At 69.5% G+C, this 17,862-nt stretch carries 16 protein-coding genes, 1 tRNA gene and 3 pseudogenes; 15 read left to right on the top strand and 5 right to left on the bottom strand.

Translation table 11 applies throughout. From position 1 onward, the window contains the following. Positions 1 to 85 precede the first annotated feature (85 nt). Positions 86 to 1,330 carry a M20 metallopeptidase family protein gene (locus tag DEO23_RS13610; RefSeq protein WP_420808029.1) on the top strand — a complete coding sequence of 415 codons (1,245 nt, stop codon included), beginning with the start codon at positions 86 to 88 and terminating at the stop codon, positions 1,328 to 1,330. On the opposite strand, the gene DEO23_RS13605 is transcribed toward DEO23_RS13610, so the two are convergent. Beyond that, entirely contained in the window at positions 1,320 to 2,528 is a 1,209-nt protein-coding gene (locus DEO23_RS13605; protein ID WP_109276546.1) for a NupC/NupG family nucleoside CNT transporter, read from the bottom strand. The two genes, DEO23_RS13610 and DEO23_RS13605, sit on opposite strands and share 11 nt — an antisense overlap. 123 nt (positions 2,529 to 2,651) lie before the next feature. On the opposite strand from DEO23_RS13605, the gene DEO23_RS13600 reads away from it, so the two are divergent. From DEO23_RS13600 to DEO23_RS13575, 7 genes are all read left to right on the top strand, one after another. Then, positions 2,652 to 2,725: transfer RNA gene (locus DEO23_RS13600), tRNA-Ile, on the top strand. 159 nt (positions 2,726 to 2,884) lie between these two features. Then, positions 2,885 to 3,034, top strand: coding sequence for an NAD-binding protein (locus DEO23_RS16140; protein WP_165831846.1), 150 nt, complete (start codon positions 2,885 to 2,887; stop codon positions 3,032 to 3,034). A gap of 69 nt (positions 3,035 to 3,103) precedes the next feature. After that, the gene (locus DEO23_RS16135) at positions 3,104 to 3,265 is read left to right on the top strand and encodes a hypothetical protein (protein ID WP_165831845.1); all 162 of its coding nucleotides are present in this window, start codon (positions 3,104 to 3,106) and stop codon (positions 3,263 to 3,265) included. Between the two features lie 950 nt (positions 3,266 to 4,215). Then, entirely contained in the window at positions 4,216 to 4,416 is a 201-nt protein-coding gene (locus DEO23_RS13585) for a hypothetical protein (protein ID WP_109276543.1), read from the top strand. A 121-nt stretch (positions 4,417 to 4,537) separates the two neighbouring features. Continuing rightward, positions 4,538 to 6,178 (top strand): FMN-binding glutamate synthase family protein, encoded by a 1,641-nt coding sequence (locus DEO23_RS13580; RefSeq protein ID WP_109276542.1) that lies wholly within the window; start codon positions 4,538 to 4,540, stop codon positions 6,176 to 6,178. A 66-nt stretch (positions 6,179 to 6,244) separates the two neighbouring features. Beyond that, positions 6,245 to 6,718, top strand: a complete 474-nt coding sequence (locus tag DEO23_RS16435; RefSeq protein WP_240613409.1) for a thiamine pyrophosphate-binding protein — start codon at positions 6,245 to 6,247, stop codon at positions 6,716 to 6,718. A gap of 6 nt (positions 6,719 to 6,724) precedes the next feature. Beyond that, positions 6,725 to 8,062 carry a thiamine pyrophosphate-dependent enzyme gene (locus DEO23_RS13575; protein WP_240613408.1) on the top strand — a complete coding sequence of 446 codons (1,338 nt, stop codon included), beginning with the start codon at positions 6,725 to 6,727 and terminating at the stop codon, positions 8,060 to 8,062. Positions 8,063 to 8,394: 332 nt separating this feature from the next. Here the strand turns inward: DEO23_RS13575 and DEO23_RS16130 are convergent, their stop codons facing one another. Both DEO23_RS16130 and DEO23_RS13570 read right to left on the bottom strand, forming a co-directional pair. Further along, on the bottom strand, positions 8,395 to 8,532 hold the full coding sequence (locus DEO23_RS16130) for a hypothetical protein (RefSeq protein WP_165831844.1): 138 nt from the start codon (positions 8,530 to 8,532) through the stop codon (positions 8,395 to 8,397). Positions 8,533 to 8,764: 232 nt separating this feature from the next. After that, positions 8,765 to 9,475, bottom strand: a complete 711-nt coding sequence (locus DEO23_RS13570; RefSeq protein WP_109276541.1) for an ATP-binding protein — start codon at positions 9,473 to 9,475, stop codon at positions 8,765 to 8,767. A 423-nt stretch (positions 9,476 to 9,898) separates the two neighbouring features. Between DEO23_RS13570 and DEO23_RS13565 the strand changes: the two genes are divergently transcribed. From DEO23_RS13565 to DEO23_RS13540, 7 genes and pseudogenes are all read left to right on the top strand, one after another. Next, positions 9,899 to 10,114, top strand: a complete 216-nt coding sequence (locus tag DEO23_RS13565; protein ID WP_109276540.1) for a hypervirulence associated TUDOR domain-containing protein — start codon at positions 9,899 to 9,901, stop codon at positions 10,112 to 10,114. Beyond that, complete coding sequence (locus DEO23_RS13560) at positions 10,107 to 10,643, top strand: DUF488 domain-containing protein (protein ID WP_109276539.1); 537 nt, start codon at positions 10,107 to 10,109, stop codon at positions 10,641 to 10,643. The genes DEO23_RS13565 and DEO23_RS13560 overlap by 8 nt, the downstream gene beginning before the upstream one ends. A 271-nt stretch (positions 10,644 to 10,914) precedes the next feature. Beyond that, a pseudogene (locus DEO23_RS16635) lies at positions 10,915 to 11,084 on the top strand (IS1380 family transposase); the annotation flags it as partial. A 183-nt stretch (positions 11,085 to 11,267) separates the two neighbouring features. Then, positions 11,268 to 11,414: pseudogene (locus tag DEO23_RS16630) on the top strand (HNH endonuclease); the annotation flags it as partial. 361 nt (positions 11,415 to 11,775) lie between these two features. After that, positions 11,776 to 12,330: pseudogene (locus DEO23_RS16430) on the top strand (DUF4432 family protein); the annotation flags it as partial. Between the two features lie 81 nt (positions 12,331 to 12,411). Further along, positions 12,412 to 13,059, top strand: a complete 648-nt coding sequence (locus tag DEO23_RS13545; RefSeq protein ID WP_109276537.1) for an endonuclease — start codon at positions 12,412 to 12,414, stop codon at positions 13,057 to 13,059. A 176-nt stretch (positions 13,060 to 13,235) separates the two neighbouring features. Continuing rightward, the gene (locus tag DEO23_RS13540; RefSeq protein ID WP_109276536.1) at positions 13,236 to 14,453 is read left to right on the top strand and encodes a M48 family metallopeptidase; all 1,218 of its coding nucleotides are present in this window, start codon (positions 13,236 to 13,238) and stop codon (positions 14,451 to 14,453) included. Positions 14,454 to 14,471: 18 nt separating this feature from the next. On the opposite strand, the gene dnaG is transcribed toward DEO23_RS13540, so the two are convergent. After that, positions 14,472 to 16,493: a DNA primase gene (dnaG, locus tag DEO23_RS13535; protein WP_109276535.1), complete on the bottom strand. Its 2,022-nt coding sequence runs from the start codon at positions 16,491 to 16,493 to the stop codon at positions 14,472 to 14,474. A gap of 16 nt (positions 16,494 to 16,509) precedes the next feature. Next, positions 16,510 to 17,862: a deoxyguanosinetriphosphate triphosphohydrolase gene (locus tag DEO23_RS13530; protein ID WP_276309459.1), complete on the bottom strand. Its 1,353-nt coding sequence runs from the start codon at positions 17,860 to 17,862 to the stop codon at positions 16,510 to 16,512.

Raw genomic sequence — 17,862 nt, 5'->3', positions numbered from 1 at the left:
GCAGTCCACGTCGGACGGGAACGGCCCGGGCACGGCGCGCGCAGCAGGAGTGCACGCGCTCGGCGCGGAGGCGTAGCGTGCGCCGGTGACCACACCTCAGAACGCCCCCACCACCTCGCCCGGACCCGACTACGCGTCCCTGGCCGGCGAACACCTGCCCGACCTGATCGCTCTGCGCCGCGCGATGCACCAGGACCCCGAGCTCGGACTCGACCTGCCCCGCACCCAGCAGCGCGTGCTGGAGGCCCTCGAAGGACTCGGGTTGCGGATCCAGACGGGCACAGGCCTCAGCAGCGTCATCGCGGTCCTCGAGGGCGGACGCCCCGGGCCGACGGTGCTGCTGCGCGCCGACATGGATGGCCTCCCGCTCCAGGAGCGCACGGGGCTCCCCTTCGCCTCGCGGACCGGGGCCATGCACGCCTGCGGGCACGACCTGCACACCGCTGCCCTGGTGGGCGCGGCACGCCTGCTCGCCTCGCAGCGCGAGGAGCTGCCGGGCACGGTGATCTTCATGTTCCAGCCCGGTGAGGAGGGCCCCGGCGGGGCCGAGCCGATGATCCGCGAGGGCGTCCTCGGCGTCGCCGGGGAGCTGCCGATCGCCGCATACGGCATCCACGTCGGCCGCGGACCGCGGGGCACCTTCGTCACTCGCGCGGGCACGCTGATGGCGGGGTCGGCGAACCTGCGGGTGCGTGTCCACGGCGCCGGCGGCCACGGCTCGCAGCCCGTGCGGGCGATCGATCCGGTGCCGCCTCTGCTCGAGATCGGGACCGCTCTGCAGACGATGATCTCGCGTGAGTTCTCCGCGGCCGATCCCGTGGTCGCCTCGATCACCCAGCTCGAGGCGGGCGCGGCGATCAACGTCATCCCCGACTCGGCGGCGCTGGGGGCGAGCGTGCGCACGCTCTCCCCCGAGGCCACGGAGCACTTCGGGCAGCTCGCGCGGCGTCTGGCCGAGAACATCGCGAGCGCCCACGGAGCTCGCGCGGAGGTCGACTGGGACATCGTCTACCCGGTCACCGTCAACGACGAGCAGGAGGAGCGTTTCGCCGTCGCCGCCCTGCGGGAGTCGTTCGGGGCCGAGCGCGTCCACGAGTCACCGCAGCCGCTGATGGGCTCGGAGGACTTCTCCCACGTGCTCGCGCAGGTGCCCGGGTGCTACGTGTTCCTGCTGTGCTCCCCCGACGTGCTGCCCGAGGGCGACCTCGCGACCAACCACTCGCCCGAGGTGCTGTTCGACGACGCCGTGCTGGGCGACCAGGCCGCGGCGCTGGCCTCCCTGGCCCACGGCCGTCTGCTGCAGGCGGCCCAGGACGACGTCAGACGATGATCCCGACCACGGTGGCGCTCAGGAAGGACACCAGGGTCGCCCCGTAGAGCAGGCGCAGACCGAAGCGGGCGATGGTCTCGCCCTGCTCCGGCGCCAGCGACTTCGCGGCACCGGCGATGATCCCGATCGAGCTGAAGTTCGCGAAGGAGACCAGGAAGGTCTGCGCGATCGCGGTCGCACGGGCCGACAGCTCGAGCTTCCCGCCCGGGTTCGCGTCGGTGAAGGCGAGCATGGCGACGAACTCGTTGGAGATGAGCTTGGTGGCCATCAGCCGGCCGACGTCCACCGCCTCGGCCATCGGCACGCCCGTGAGCACGGCGAGCGGGGCGAACACGTAGCCCAGCAGCTGCTGGAAGCTGATCCCCAGCAGCGAGTCGAAGACGCCGTTGAGGATGGCCATCAGCGCCACGAAGCCGACCAGCATCGCGACCACCGAGAGGACGACCTTCCCGCCGTCGGTGATGTACTCCCCCAGGACCTGGAAGAACGACTGCCGGGAGTGTTCCGGCTCGACGATCACGTCCTCCTCGGCGCTGAGCGTGTAGGGGTTCAGCAGGGAGACCACGATGAACGCGCCGAACAGGTTGAGCACGATCGCGGCCACCACGTAGCGCGGCTCGATCATCGTCATGTAGGCGCCGACGATCGACATCGACACCGTGGACATGGCCGAGGCCGCGATCGTGTAGAGCCGGTGCTCGGGCAGCGTGGGCAGGATCTTCTTGATCGCGATCAGGTTCTCGGACTGCCCGATCAGCGCGGAGGAGACCGCGTTGAACGACTCGAGCTTGCCCAGGCCCGTGATCTTCGAGAGCACGACCCCGACCCCGCGGATGATCAGCGGCAGGATGCGCAGGTACTGCAGGATCCCGATCAATGCGGAGATCACGATGATCGGCATCAGAGAGGTGAAGATGAAGGGGCCGGAGCCATCGGCCTCGACGTCCACGAGACCGCCGAACACGAACGTCACGCCCTCCCGCGCGTACCCCAGCAGCCCCTCGAACACCGAGGCGATCACGGAGATCACGGCCTGGCCGGCACCGGTGCGCAGCATCAGCAGGCCCAGCACGAACTGCAGGACCAGCATCAGCGCGATGTTCGGCGCCTTCTTCCTCAGCATGCCGACATCACGCGAGGGCAGGAAGGCGAGGGCCAGGAAGACGACGAGTCCGGCGATGCCGACGAGGACGTGCATGGTGTTCCGATCGATCAGGAGGAGGGCCGCGAGGCACCCTACTCGCCCTCGCCCGCGTCGCCACGCTCAAGATCGGTGCGCGGAGCGGACACGCGGAGAGGTTATGCTCGTGGCCATCGTCCAGGGCCAGTAGCTCAGCAGGTCAGAGCAGCGGACTCATAATCCGTCGGTCGTCGGTTCAAGCCCGACCTGGCCTACTCGACCAGGGCATTCAGACCCCCGTCACCATTCGGCTCCACCCAAGTACGATTTAAGTACGGGGTATCCGGGCGGGCAGATCAAGCGAGAGCGGACGCTGACTCGTGGGTGTCCACGCTCTTGCTGTCCACGTACGAGGCCCAGGATGTTGCCGGATCATGGCCCATGACGGACATCATCACGCGAAGATCGACGCCCGCATCCATGGAGCGGATGCCATCGTCGTCGGCAGGGGCTACATCGGCTCGGAGCTCGCGGCCGCGCTGGTCCAGAACGGTGCCGAAGTCGGCCTCTGCTATCCGCAGTAGATGATGGAGAGGGAGCAGGCGCCCACCCGGACTGCCCGGCGCCACCTGCAACCGTTCGAGGATGCCGGCGTGCATCTGATGCCTGGTCGGCGGGTGGACGCGAGACGTCGCCGCGCAGACGGCGTCCTGGAGGTCGTGCTGGACGACGGCACCGCGCTCGCTGCCAACGTCATCGTGGTTCTTCTCGGCGCGACCCCGCGCGTGGACCTCGCGGCCCGTGCGGGCCGCTAGGTCCGGGAAGGGGGTAGCGGACACCCGCCTGCGCACGTCGGGCTCGTCGAACTGAACGGCCGGCGACATCACCGATTATCCCGATGCGATCCTCGGGCGCACGCGGATCGAGAACTTCGACCTCGCCCGCGCATCGGGCGACGCAGCCGGCAGGTCGATGGCGGGAGACGACGCCCCAACGACCACACGTCGTGCTTCTCCTAGCGAAGAGCGCGACCGTCGTCCTCACCGACGTCGGGGAGGACGGGCTCAACGCCGCCGCGCGAGGCCTGCAGGCGCCGCCCGGCAGACTGGTCCACCAGGGGGCCGAGAAACCAGCGTCTAGGACGTCCGCGCACAACCAATGCGGGCGTACTCGCCTCGGCGAAGGGGCTGTCGCGATCCCACCTGGCCGAAGGGCTGCTCGTGAACACGATGTCTTCCGCGTTCGTCCGGACTCCTATGACCGACGCGATGATGTCGCGCCGCGGCGAGCAGAGGGCGCTATTTTTGGCGACGCGATCGGCTCGTTTCTCGAGGAGGAGCGCCCTCATCTCGCGCTGCGTCGACGTGTTCCGTCCGAGGAGGTCGCCGGGGCCGTGACCTTCCTGTGCTCGCAGCGCGCCTCGTTCGTAAACAGGGCGAACGACCGTGTCGACGCGGGGTCGGTCGCGACGATCTGAGCCGAGGGCCCCATTTACCGCTCGGTCCCGAGCATTGCCGAGCCCTCCCTCGCAGCCTTAGCGTCAACGAGAGTTCACGCTGGCCCTCCGACTGGGTTCCTGAACCGTAGCGAGCTCCGGTCGAGCGCCGGGTGGCGGGCCGCACAGCGGTCCGCCGCCCGGCGCGTCCGTGCAGAGGGCCCGCGCCCAGTGCGTTGCCGAGACCCCGGCCATGAGCCCACGATTCGAACCACGGTCGCCGCGCCATCGAGCGGACGCCGTCGTTCCGAGCAGAACGACGGCTGCCACGTGCCCCACAAGATCTCCATCCTGGTGCGCGCTGACGTCGACAGCGCGGCGGTCACGATCCTGGTGACCGGCTGTCTCACCGGCGCCACGCGCGAGGTGCTCGCAAGCCAGATCGAGCGGGCCTGTCTGCTGGACTCCGCATCGCCGCTCGTCGTCGATGCACGCGACGCCCAGCACGACGACCCGACCACCGCTGCATGAGCGACTGTCTCCCCTGGACCTTCTCGTGCAGACATCGCCGGACGCACCGGACCTGTGCAACGAACGAAGGCATCCTGGCGCTCTAGGGCGCCTTCCGCCCCGAGGACGAGGTACACGCCCCATGAGCTCCCGACACCCTTCCCGCGCCGCTCTCGGCCTCGCCACCACCGCGATGGCGGCGGCCGGGGTCGCCGCGCTCGGTGCGCGCGATCTCCTGCAGCGCAGGCACTCGATCCTTCGGATCTACCCCGTGGTGGGCCACACGCGCTGGGCCCTCGAGGCGATCCGGCCCGAGATCCAGCAGTACTTCATCGAGAGCAGCACCGATGGCCGTCCCTTCGATCGGGACACGCGCACAATGATCTACCAGCGCGCCAAGGGCCTCGGGGCGGAGGACGCCTACGGCACCCAGAACGACATCACTGGTGCGGGCTACGACCACATCCTGCACGCCTCCAGCCCTCGCGAGCCGCGCAGAAATCCCCCGCGCGTGCGCCTGGGCGGACCCGACTGCACTCGCCCCTACGACACGGCGATGCTCAATGTGTCCTCCATGAGCTTCGGGTCGCTCTCCGCGAACGCCGTCCTGGCGATGAACCTCGGCGCCGCGATGGGCGGCTTCGCCCAGGAGACCGGCGAGGGCGGGCTCACGCGATACCACCTCGAGCACGGTGCCGACGTCATCTGGGAGATCGGCACCGGGTATTTCGGCTGCTGCACGCCCGGGGGCCGCTTCGACCCGGAGGAGTTCGCCGATAAGGCCGCGAAGCCCGAGGTCAAGGGCATCCTCATCAAGCTCAGCCAAGGCGCGAAGCCCGGCGTGGGCGGCGTGCTCCCCGCTGCCAAGATCACCCCGGAGATCGCACGTGCACGCGATGTCCCCCAGGACCGCGACTGCGTCAGCCCGGCCGCCCACAGTGCTTTCTCCACCCCTGTGGAGATGATGCGCTTTGTGTCGCGGCTGCGCGAGCTGACCGACGGCAAGCCCATCGGCCTGAAGTTCTGCGTGGGAGACCGCTCGGAGGTGCTCTCGATGTGCAAAGGGATGCTGGAGACGGGCATCACGCCGGACTGGATCTCCGTGGATGGTGCGGAGGGCGGCAGCGGCGCCGCCCCCCTGGAGCTCGAGGATCATGTCGGCACCCCGCTCACGGACGGCCTGGTGATCGTGCAGAACGCCCTGGTCGGCACGGGACTGCGGGACCGGGTGGCGATCGGCTGCTCGGGAAAGATCGCAGGCGGCAACGACATCATCCGCCGCGTGGCACTGGGGGCTGATTTCTGTAGCGCTGCACGCCCCATGATGATGGCGACCGGGTGCATTCAGGCCCAGCGCTGCAACACCAACACGTGCCCCAGCGGAGTCGCCACCCAGGATCCCCGCCGCTCACGTGCCGTGGTTGTCCAGGACAAGGGGCCCCGTGTGATGCGCTACCAGCGGGCCACCGTGCTCTCGGCGATGCAACTGCTGGCGGCGATGGGACTCGAGTCCTTCGACGACCTCGGCCCACGCCACGTGCTGCGGCGCATCGACCCGGCGCGCGTGATGACCTTCGAGGAGCTCTACCCCTGGCTCGAGGAGGGCGAGTTGCTCGACGGTGCCCGCGACGCCGCCTGGGCCCACGACTGGGAGATCGCCGAGGCCCACCGCTTCCGGGGCGCTCGCCCCGCACACCAGCGCCATCGCAGGCATCGCCGCGATGACGACCGGGCAGAGGCACACCCAGAGGAGCCACAGCGAGGCAGTCTGCAGGACAACTGAGGGCCGGCATCCGGCCACCCGCACACCAGGTGGCGCGCAAGGGCGCGACCGGACAAGGAGAGCATCATGGCCGAGACCACCGTCAGCGACTTCATCATCGATCGCCTGATCGCTTGGGGCCTCCACCGGTTCTTCGGGTACCCGGGCGATGGCATCGGAGGCTTCGACGGAGCCCTCGAGCGCGCCGAGCGCTCCGGCAAAGACTTCCGGTACATCCGGCCCACCCATGAGGAGATCGCCGCGTTCCTGGCGACCGCCCACGCGAAGTTCACCGGCGAGGCCGGCGTGTGCATCGCGACGTCCGGCCCCGGAGCCATCCATCTTCTGAACGGCCTCTACGACGCGCGGTTGGACAACCAGCCAGTGCTCGCGATCGTCGGCCAGCAGGCGCGGGTCTCGATCGGCACCGACTTCCAGCAGCAGCTGGACCTCGAGCGGCTGTTCCAGGACGTCGCGGGGTACGTCGAGACCGTCACCACGCCGATGCAGGCGCAGACCGTGCTGGACCGCGCCCTGCGCATCGCGTCGGCCGATCGCTGACCGGCCGTGGTCATTCTCCCCGCCGACGTCCAGGACGAGCCCATGGAGGAACCGGCCGACGCCCACTTCGTCTCCCGCACCGGCATCGGCCGTCCCTCGACGCGTCTGCTGCCCCCTGTCGACGAGCTCCACCGCGCGGCAGGGGTGCTCGGCGCCGGATCTAAAGTCGCGATGCTCGTGGGTGCGGGCGCCGCGGGCGCGACCGACGAGGTGCTCGCGGTCGCGGACCGACTGGGCGCCGGCATCGTCACGTCGCTGCTGGGCAAGGACGTCGTACCCGGGGACGTGCCCCACCACACGCAGCAGGCGGGTCTGCTGGGATCGCGCCCCAGCTACGACATGCTCAAGAACTGCGACACCCTGCTGATGGTCGGCTGCAGCTTCCCGTACACCGAGTTCCTCCCCGCCACAGGACAGGCGCGCGGTGTCCAGATCGACCTTAAGGCCAAGAACCTGAGCCTGCGCTACCCGATGGAGGTGAACCTGCTCGGGGACGCCCGCAGCAGCCTCGGCGCCCTGCTGGAGCTCCTCGAGCGCCAGTCGGACCGGTCCTGGCAGGGGGGCATCGTCGACGGCATGCGTGAATGGGACCAGGTCACCGCCCGCCTGGCCGCGACGAAGGCAGACCCCATCAACCCGCGCCTCGTGTTCCAGGAGCTGAACGAGCGCCTGCCGCGCGACGTGATCGTCACCGCTGACGCCGGCAGCACGGCCGACTGGTACGGCCAGCACATCCGTCTCGGCCGCGACATGCAGGGCAGCCTCTCGGGGAGCCTGGCCTCGATGATCGCCGCGATGCCTTACGCGCTCGCCGCGAAGTTCGCCCACCCCGACCGGCCCGTCGTGTGCACGATCGGCGACGGCGCCTTCCAGATGCTCGGCATGAACGAGCTCCTCACCGTCAAGCGCCACTGGCAGGAGTGGGAGGACCCGCGCTTCATCGTGATGGTGCTGCACAACGACGATCTCACGCAGGTGTCGTGGGAGATGCGCGAGGCCGGCGACCCCCGCTACGACACCAGCCAGCTGGTCGAGGACATGGACTACGCCGCGTATGCACGGCTGCTGGGGCTCACCGGGATCAGGATCGAGGACCCGGCGGACGTCGGATCGGCCTGGAACCGGGCACTCGCGGCCGACGGGCCCGTGGTGCTTGACGTACTTACCGATCCGGACGTCCCGCCGCTGCCGCCGCACGTCACCCTCGAACAGGCCCGCTCGATGGCGCAGTCCCTGCTCAAGGGCGATCCGGCCGAGCGCCGGGTGATCGTGGAGTCCGCCCGCAGCGTCGCCGCGGAGCTGTTCGCCAAGGCCAAGCACGTCGTCTCGCGCGAGGGCAGATGAGGCCTCCCGATCCGCGCACAGCTGGTCGCGTCGCCCCGTCTCCCCCTCCTGTGGCGGGGCCAGCGCGACCATAGCCTCGAGGCGGCCCGAACGAAGGCCGACGCGACGACGCGACGGTCTCGAACATGCTGCACACCCTCTCCTCCTCATCCGAGCCGACGGCGGGCGCGAGACCATCGAGGTCCTCGTGCACGGCTGCCTGACAGAGGAGAACCAGAGCGCCCTCGCGCGGCAGATCGGCAAGGCTCGCCGGCTGGATCCGGAAGCCCCCATCGTGATGGACCTTACCCCGGTGCGACACATCGGTTCCGGGTCCCTCAGGGTCATCCGGCTTAATCGCAGCCGTCGATGGAGGCAACGGCGAGGTCCACCAGCCTCTGATGCGCGGTGGATGCAACCCCGCCGCCGGGCAGGAAGTCGCTGAGGTCGCGGAACTCCCGAGCCAGATGCTCGACGCTGTTAGATGCCATGGGGCGATGCTTCTTGGGATGCGGATCTCGGTCGCGTGTCCACGGGTCTCTCACGGTCGCCGAGCGCCCCCAGGGCAACCCGACGGTGTCCACGGCAAACTGCGCGGGCGCCCCTGAGGCGGCGATGAGGCAGAGCTCGTGACCGTGCGCGACATGGCGCACACGCAGATCGAGGAGAACCCGCACGGCCGAGCTCGCGAGCAGCTGCAGGCCCGAGAGACCGAGCGTCAGGTCACGGGAAGCCTCCGCGACCGCTGCGGCCGAGCTGCTCGGTGAGGTGCTCGGTGGAGGTGATGTCGGCAGAGCCCCTGAGCGCGATACGGTACGGATCGTGCTCGTCCTCGGTGATCTTGAGCCCGTCGTGATCGGCGCCCGGAGCGGACGGCACGCGATCTTGGGGTGCGGCGGGGTGGGGCGTGTGCCCCGGCGCTCGGCGCAGCACCCCGCGGCTCCCAAGGTCGCCCGGGCGGCCGCGGTGCGTGATCTCCAGGCGATCGGTGACGGACTCCACGATCCACAGACCGAGCCCGCTGATGACCGACGGCTGGGCGCCCTCGTTCCAAGATCCCTCGTCGGCGACGGATGCTTTGAGCACACCGGCCCCGCCGAGTGCGGCGTCGATCCGCACCGTGCCGACGTTCCGCTTCGGCCGGGCGTGTTCGATCGCGTAGGTGAGTGTCTCGGTGGTGGCGAGATCAAACTCCTGCAGCTTTTCCCGCGAGAGGTCGAGCGGCCTCACCCACTCACTCGGCCTCTCCCGAGCCTCGGGCACTCCACCGACGGTCGCTTGGACACGACCCGCACCGGTCGCTGAGGGGAGACGAGCACATGCGGCGCTGGCGCCGTGATGTCGTCCTGCGCAGTACGGGAGAGCAGCTCGACGGAGTGCTGGCTGGTCCGCTCGGCGGGCAAGGACGGGGGCCCGTGGGCATGGCGGTGTCACGGACGGAGTCCCGGATGACCTCCTCCACGGCTCCCAGGCCCTCGCCGTGGGTGTGGCCTGTGCGCTCGATCAGGCCTCTGTCGGTGACGTCGATCTGCTGGGTGATGACGCTAATGACCCGCTCCTCGGCCCGATAAGACATCGAGGTTAACGCTCGACCAGTCGTTCGAGGCCTTGCGCCGCTACTCCCAGGACGATAACGTCAAAGTCAGAGACTTGGGATTCCGAGAATCCCCGCTGGGGGGGGGCATCGACAAAGTCTTCGGCCGGTGTGGACACGTAGGATTGCCATGGAGTCGGTGCACCCTCTTTGTGCTCCGCCTCGGGCGCGGGGTCGCACTCCGCGCGTGGGCCTGCCGTACTCGCCGCTGACCTTCTGCCTGGCAACGGTCGGCGTTTCATCAGATCACGGAGGGAACGAGAATGTCTGACCGATTCAATGTCGGTGACCATGTCGCGTGGAACTCGGAGGCGGGACTCGTCTTTGGCACGGTGACCAAGGTGCACACAAAAGATTTCGACTACAAGGGCCACACTCACCGAGCGTCGGAGGACGACCCGCAATACGAGATCAAGAGCGACAAGACCGACCACATCGCTGCCCACAAAGGCAGTGTTCTGACGCCGGTCGATGAGTGACGTTTTCTTCACGATCGGGCACTCGACGCGAACGCTGGACGAGTTTCTTGAACTGTTGCGTGACAACGGCGTCGGGCTGATCGTCGATGTGCGGAAGCTCCCGGGGTCGACTCGGTACCCCGAGTTCGACCACGATGTGCTCGCGTCGTCGCTCGAAGCGGCCGGGATCGGGTACCGGCGCGCCGGTGGTCTGACTGGTCGTCGCCGAGTAAGCCGGGACGTGCCGTTCGAGGTCAACGGCTGGTGGGAGAACCGCAGCTTCCACAACTACGCCGACCACGCGTTGTCCCATGAGTTCAAGCAGGCTTTGACAGAGGTGCGGGAGCAGGGGAGCGCCCAGCGTGCGGCTGTGATGTGTTCTGAAGCCGTCTGGTGGCGGTGTCACCGACGCATCATCGCCGATCATCTGCTCGCCCACGACGAACAGGTGCACCATATCCTCGGTGTCGATCACGTCGATCCTGCGCGACTGACCCACGGTGCCACCGTTGGCCCCGGCAACACGGTCACGTACCCTGCCGACGTATGATCGACGCGCACCTGGCTCTCGCCCCGAAATTTTCACGGGAGTGCGGTCATGGACGGTGGGCCAGATAGCGAAAGGCGCTCCTGGCTAGGGGTGGTACGGCTTGTCGAATCTCGCATCGATCCACTGGAACGTGCACCTTCCAGGTGCCCCACCTACCTTGTTCTCCTCCCCTTGTCCGTCGACGTCGCTGAGGTCCCGGCGGTCTCGCGCGCCGGCGCGGTGCTGCTGACCGACACGCTGACCGACACGATCCACGCCACCGGCCTGGCCGGCCGCTGATCACATCAGCGTGACGCGGAGGCTCTTGCCCGGCTTCCACCGGGTCTGTTCTCCTCCGGCGGGCGGGGCTCGAAGATCCTCATCCGCACCGATAGGGCCGGCGGCGCCAAGGGATTCATCCAGTGGCTGCCCACACGCCGGCTAACGTACTCGGTCGGGTTCGTCCCCCTGCTCTACCGCTCTGACGAGGCAGCGTCCGATCCACCGCCGAGAGAGGATGACGTCAGGATCATCAGGCCGAAGTGGACGCCACCACGCACATTGTCCAGACCACCGCGAACTGGATGATCGGAGAACCTCTGGGCGAAGTCGTTCGCCAGCCAGCGCTCGCTGATGACCGCGTAGCTGTGCGAGTGGATTAAGCAGCGTGCCGGGTACGAATGCCAGAAGTGCGGCATCTCCGTGGAGTCAGAGCCCCATCTCATGCTCGAGATCGACCACATCATTCCGGTCTCCAAGGGTGGCCTCAGCGACCTGACGGACCTGCAGACCCTCTGCTGCCGGAGCAACGCCGAAGGACTAGGACCCGCTCAGCGACGACCAGGAGGTCAACGCGACCGGCGAGCTCAGCGACGAAGAGATCGATCGAATAAGCAAGGACCCAGACGACCCCCGCCACGAGAAGGTAAACGGGTACCTCCGCATCCACTGGGACGTCCGCAGCAGCGGCTTCACTCCCCTGATCGATACCATCCAGGAGCAGTACTCGGTTCTGGGAAGAACGTGAAGTTCACGGCGGAGATCGAGGTTCGGAACTTCGACATGTCGAAGTACGTGCCCAAGTTCAAGGTGCTTGACTCTATGGCCATCCGCGCCTTAATCCTCGACTCGCCGGTCGTTCGGGAACTTTCGAAGGCGCCCCGCTCACGGGGAGAACCTCGTCGTGCGGCGAACGATCAGCACCCCGCTCGGGGCCGACCGCCTCACCGTGCACGACGTGGTCGCGAACCGATCCGATCGGACCCAGCCGCACATGGTGCGCTATCACTGCAACCTCGGCTGGCCGCTGCGGGGGCCCGAGGCCGTCGTGCGCTCCCCCTCGTCCACGGTCACCCCCGCGTACACCGAGGCCCTCGAGGCTGGCACCCCGTGGAACTCGCTGGCCCAGCCGCGTGCGGACGCCCGCAACCTCGTGTTCCTCCACGCCCTGCCCGAGGCGGAACGTGCCGTGGTGACGGCTGAGAACTACATGACCGGGGTCAGGCTCGAGATCGCGTTCGACACCGGCACACTGCCCTGGATGCACAGTTGGAAGGTGCTGCGGCACCAGCAGTACGTGCTCGGCATCGAGCCCGCGAACTGCCCGACCATGACCGGACGGGCGCGAGCCGAAGAGGACGGTACCCTCCCGGTGCTCGAGCCCGGTGAGAAGAAGAGCTACACGATCGACGTCAGGTTCCGCGTCTGAGGTGAGCGACCCTCCCCCGGAGCAGTCCACCACGGCGCCGCACCCCTTCACCATCACCGCCGATCTCGCTACCGTGGCCGCATGGCTTCCCACGGCACAGCGGAGCAGCGACGGATCGCCCAGCGGCTGCTCGAGCAGCACGGCACCACCTTCGCCGCGGAGGCGGGCATCACCCTGCGTGACAAGCCCTCGCCGCTGTGGCAGCTGCTGGTCCTCGCCCTGCTGCTCTCGACGCGGATCAGCTCGGACATCGCCCTGGCGACCGCGCGGGAGCTCTGGGCAGCCGGCTGGCGCACACCAGAGCACCTCCTCGACAGCACGTGGCAGCAGCGCGTCGACGCACTCGGCCGCGGGGGCTACCGGCGCTACGACGAGTCCACCGCGACTCGCCTCGAGGACGCCGCGACCCTTCTCCAGGATCGCTGGGACGGGGACTTGCGTGGCCTGCGCGAGGAGGCGGGCGGCGACGTCGGGCGGGTGAAGAAGCTGCTGCAGGAGTTCCAGGGCATCGGCCCGACGGGCGCCTCCATCTTCCTGCGTGAGGCACAGCAGGTCTGGCCCTCCGTCCGCCCCTACGCCGACCCCCTCGTGCACGAAGGAGCGCGGGTCGCAGGGCTCCCCGAGGACGTCGAGGAGCTCGCCCGCCTCGTCGACGGAGAGGAGCTCGCCGCGCTGGACGCGGCCCTCGTCCGTCTCGCCCGCGACCCCGATCTGCTCGGATCGGACTGAGTCCGGGCCCCGCTCGCCCGCTCGGCACCGGCCCTGCGGACGGGTCATCCCCACGTCGCAGTCCCCTGGGAACGTCATCGACGATCGTCTGCACCCTGGCGAGGGACTGCGGGGCTACCGTGAGCTGATCCTGCATCCTCCCGCGCAGGCCGCACATGACGTCGTGAGGAGTCACCATGACACAGCCGCCTCTGCCACCCGGCCCTCCCCCGACTCCGAGCGAAGGCAGCCCCGCGGCTCCCAACGGCCTGGTCGGCCCGGCCGGCCCCGGCGCTCCCGCCGGACCGAACCTCGTGAACGGATCGACCCGCCACGGGCTGTTCGGTCAGCGCGGCATGCGCCATCCGTGGGAGATCCCGCTGCTGGCCGTGGGGGTCGTCGTCACCTTGCTCTCCTACCTGCTCTGGCTGGGCCTGGTGATCATGAGCATCGTCAACGCGATCCGCGGTCAGGGACCGACCCTCCTGGATCTGCAGACCGGCCCGTTCGGATCGCTCGTCATCCAGCTGTTCGCCCTGGTCATGCTCCTGCCTCTGCTGCTGTGGATCCAGCGCGCGTTGCTCTACGCCCAGCAGCGGGCCCAGGGTGTGCGCATGAGCCCCACCCAATTCCCCGAGGGCTATCGGATGGTGGCCGAGGCGGCGCGTCACCACGGCATGCGGCGCGTGCCCGACGCCTACGTCCTGCTCGGGAACGGCATGATCAACGCGTTCGCCTCGGGACACGGGTTCCGGCGCTTCGTGGTCGTCTACTCCGACATGTTCGAGGTGGGCGGCGCCGTGCGCGATCCCGACGCGCTGCGCTTCGTGATCGGCCACGAGGTCGGTCACCTCGCCGCCGGGCACGTCTCCTACTTCCGCCTGCTGTTCACCAACATCCTCGCGCGTGTGCCGCTGCTGGGAACGGCGTTCTCACGCTCCCAGGAGTACACGGCCGACAACTTCGGTTACGCGTTCTGCCCGCAGGGCGCCCCCGGCGTGATGGCGGTGCTGGGCGCCGGCAAGTACCTCAACGCCGACGTCAACGTCAACGAGCTCGCGGATCGCGCGGCGACCGAGAAGGGCCTCTGGCTGCACATCGTCAACTGGCAGGCGAACCACCCGATCACCACCTGGCGCACCCACGCCCTGCGGGACCGGAGTCGTGCCGGCCATCTCTGGTTCCGCCCGGGCCTGTTCGGCGAGGCGCGGGGCGCCTGGTTCGTCGGCGCGCTGCCCTCGGGCAGCACGTTCTCCGATCGCTACCCGACGCCCGAGCAGGCTCTGTCCCTGCTCGAGGCCGCCGACGCGAACAGGCCCGGGGGCACCACGAACCAGTTCGGACGCTTCCCGGGCGTGGACTACGAGGGTCGGCCCGCCATCCGCGAGGTGCAGACCGCGCCACCGCTGGTCTGACCCCGGCGGCCGGGAGGTCTACTCGTCGCGGGCGTGCAGGGCGCGGCGGCGTTCCTGGGCTGCCGTCAGCTGGCCGAGGATGCGCTGGTACTCCTCGGGGTCGGCGCCCGCGTCGGTGCGCTGGAGACGCTGGCGCAGCACGGAGAACTCCCGCGTGATCGACAGCTCGGTGAGGCGGTCCAGGAGCGAGGTCGCCAGGCGCTGCAGATCCTGTTCGTCGCGAGCGGGCAGGGCGAGGTTCGCCAGCTCGATCACGAGCGGTCGCACCGTCTCCCCGGCGATCTCGAGCACCTGGTCGATGAAGCGCGCTGGCCCCAGGCTGCCCTCGACGGCGTCCAGCAGGGTGCCGGTGGCCAGCAGCACGTCCCACACGCCCTGCAGAGCGGGGACGTGGAAGGAGTCGTCGGGCAGCGCGCCGACGCGCTCGGTCTCGAGCATCTGCGGGACCTGGAGCATCACCGCGAGCGACTGGATCTCCACCTGTCCGACGGGGTCGCGGCGGCTGACCACGTCGGCCAGACGCATCATCGGGGCGGGGCCGTCGGCCGGGCCCTGACCCGCCCCGCCCGACGCCGAGGGATGCCCGGCCCCCGAGGCGCTCCCGGCGGATCCGGACGGCGAGCCGACGGGTTCGCCGGGGCGTTCGGCGTGCCGTCCCTCCTGCGCGGACGTGCGGGCGGCGTCGTGGACGGCCCGCAGCACCGTGCGCTCGTCCATCCCCAGCCACCCCGCCAGGCGCCGCGCATACTCGGGACGCATCGCCCGGTCGCGGATCCGCGCGATGACGGGCGCAGCCATCCGCAGCCCCGAGACCTGCCCCTCGACCGTGTCGAGATCGACCTGGGCGAGGACCGAGCGGATCGCGAACTCGAACAGCGGCTTGCGGGTCTCGATGAGATCGCGCACGGCCGCGTCGCCCTGAGCGATGCGCAGCTCGCAGGGATCCATGCCGCCCGGCTCGACGGCGACGAACGTCTGGGCGACGAACCGCTGGTCCTCCTCGAAGGCGCGCAGCGCCGCCTTCTGCCCGGCGGCGTCGCCGTCGAAGGTGAAGACCACCTCGCCGCCCAGGCCGCGGCCGTCGGCGTTCAAGCGCAGGGCGGACGAGGGATTGGTGTCCCCCATGATCCGCCGCACCACCTTGACGTGCTCGGAGCCGAACGAGGTGCCGCAGCTCGCCACGGCCGTGGTGACGCCCGCGAGGTGGGCGGCCATCACGTCGGTGTACCCCTCGACGACGACCACGCGGTGCTGGGAGGAGATCTCCTTGCGAGCGAGGTCGAGCCCGTAGAGCACCTGGGACTTGTGGTAGATCGGCGTCTCGGGGGTGTTGAGGTACTTCGGGCCCTGGTCGCTCTCCAGCAGCCGGCGGGCGCCGAAGCCGATGGTCTTCCCGGTGACGTCCCGGATGGGCCAGACCAGCCGCCCCCGGAAGCGGTCGTAGACGCCGCGCTGGCCCTGGGAGACCAGACCGCTCGCGGTCAGCTCGGGCTCGGTGAAGCCGCGACCGCGCAGATGCTTCATCAGGCTGTCCCAGCCCTCGGGGGCGAAGCCGACGCCGAAGCGGTCGGCGGCCTCGCGGTCGAAACCGCGCTCGGCGAGGAACCGGCGGCCCACCTGGGCGCTGGGCGTGGCGAGCTGCTCGCGGAAGTACTCCTCGGCGATCGCATGGGCATCCAGCAGCCGCTGGCGGGTGCCGAAGTCGGGGCGGTCGCCGCGCCCGCCGCCGGACTCCTCGTAGCGGAGCTCGACGCCGAAGCGTCCTGCGAGCATCTCGACGGCCTCGACGAAGCTGAGGTTGTCGATCTTCTGGACGAAGGAGATGACGTCCCCGCCCTCGCCGCAGCCGAAGCAGTGCCAGTGGCCGAGCTGGGGGCGGATGTTGAAGCTGGGGGTCTTCTCGTCGTGGAAGGGGCACAGACCCTTCATCGAGCCGATGCCGCCGCTGCGCAGGGTGACGTGCTCGCCGACGACCTCGTCCAGGCGCGCGGCCTCACGGACCTTCTCGACGTCCTCGCGTCGGATCCTGCCCTGGCTCATCGACTGCTCCTCCCGCTCACAGATCGGACCCCAGGCCCGGGAGCGGGGTGTCGGCCGCGGTCACGTGCGTGGTCCCGCCCCGGTACAGCGACTCGTGCAGGCGCCGGGCCGTGACGTCGGTGAACGAGGCGATCTGGTCGACGATCACGCGGCGGCGCGCGGTGTCGTCCTCGGCATCCTCCCAGAGTTCGGCGAACAGGGGGCTGAGATGCACGCTGCCGGTGTTCCACAGATGGGCGTGGAGGTCGCGCAGGATCTGCTCCTGCTGGTCGTAGACGGGTCTCTGGGCAGCCGAGCTCATCACGTAGGCCGCCGCGAGGCCCTTGAGGACGGAGATCTCGAGCCGGGTCTCCTCGGGGACGACGACCTCCCCGGCGAACCGCGCGATCGGCCCGGTGCCGAAGCGCTCCCGCGTCGCCTCGACGACGGCGCCGGTGAAGCGGCCGATGAGCTGGCTGGCCATGTTCTTCAACGCTGCCGCATCCCGCATCGAGCCGGAGTAGCCGAGCACCCACCAGGGCTGGGACTCGAGACGGTGCAGGGCCTCGTCGAGCACCTCGATGGGGTCCTCGGGGGTGTACCAGTCCTGGACGACGAACAGGGCGGCGGCGCGCTCCATCGGCTCGGCCAGGCGTGAGAGGTCCAGGGCTCCCCCGGTGACGGCGTCCTCGATGTCGTGGACCGAGTAGGCGATGTCGTCGCTGATGTCCATCACCTGCGCCTCGGAGCACTTGCGCATGCCCGGGGCGCCGGAGCGAGCCCACGCGAAGACGTCGACGTCGTCGGGGTAGACGCAGAACTTCGCGGAGGTCGGATCCGGTCCCTCCCCGCGGCGCCAGGGGTACTTGATCGCGGCGTCGAGAGCGGCCCGGCTCAGGTTCAGTCCGTAGGGGCGTGCGCTCCCGATGATCTTCGGCTCGAGGCGGGTCAGCAGACGCAGGGTCTGGGCGTTGCCCTCGAAGCCGCCGATGTCGTCGGCGAGCCGGTCCAGCACCTTCTCGCCGTTGTGGCCGAAGGGCGGGTGGCCGAGGTCGTGCGAGAGGCAGGCGGCGTCGACGACATCCGGGTCGCAGCCCAGCTCGGCACCGATGTCACGGCCCACCTGGGCCACCTCGAGGGAGTGCGTGAGCCGGGTGCGGACGAAGTCGTTGGCCCCGGCGCCCAGCACCTGGGTCTTCGCACCGAGGCGCCGCAGCGCCGAGGAGTGCAGCACGCGGGCGCGGTCGCGCTGGAACGGCGTGCGCGAGTTCGACTTCGGCGGCTCCTGGCCCCAGCGCTCCAGGTCCTCGGGGCCGTAGCCGGCGGGCGGGGTCGCCCGCTCACCGGGGGCCGGGCACTCGGTCGCCCGCCGGTGCGTCGGATTCTCCAC

This window comes from Brachybacterium endophyticum (assembly GCF_003130585.1).
In the GTDB taxonomy this organism is placed as follows: domain Bacteria; phylum Actinomycetota; class Actinomycetes; order Actinomycetales; family Dermabacteraceae; genus Brachybacterium; species Brachybacterium endophyticum.
The sequence above is the reverse complement of the archived record's forward strand: the minus strand, read 5'-3'. Positions and strand labels throughout refer to the sequence as shown.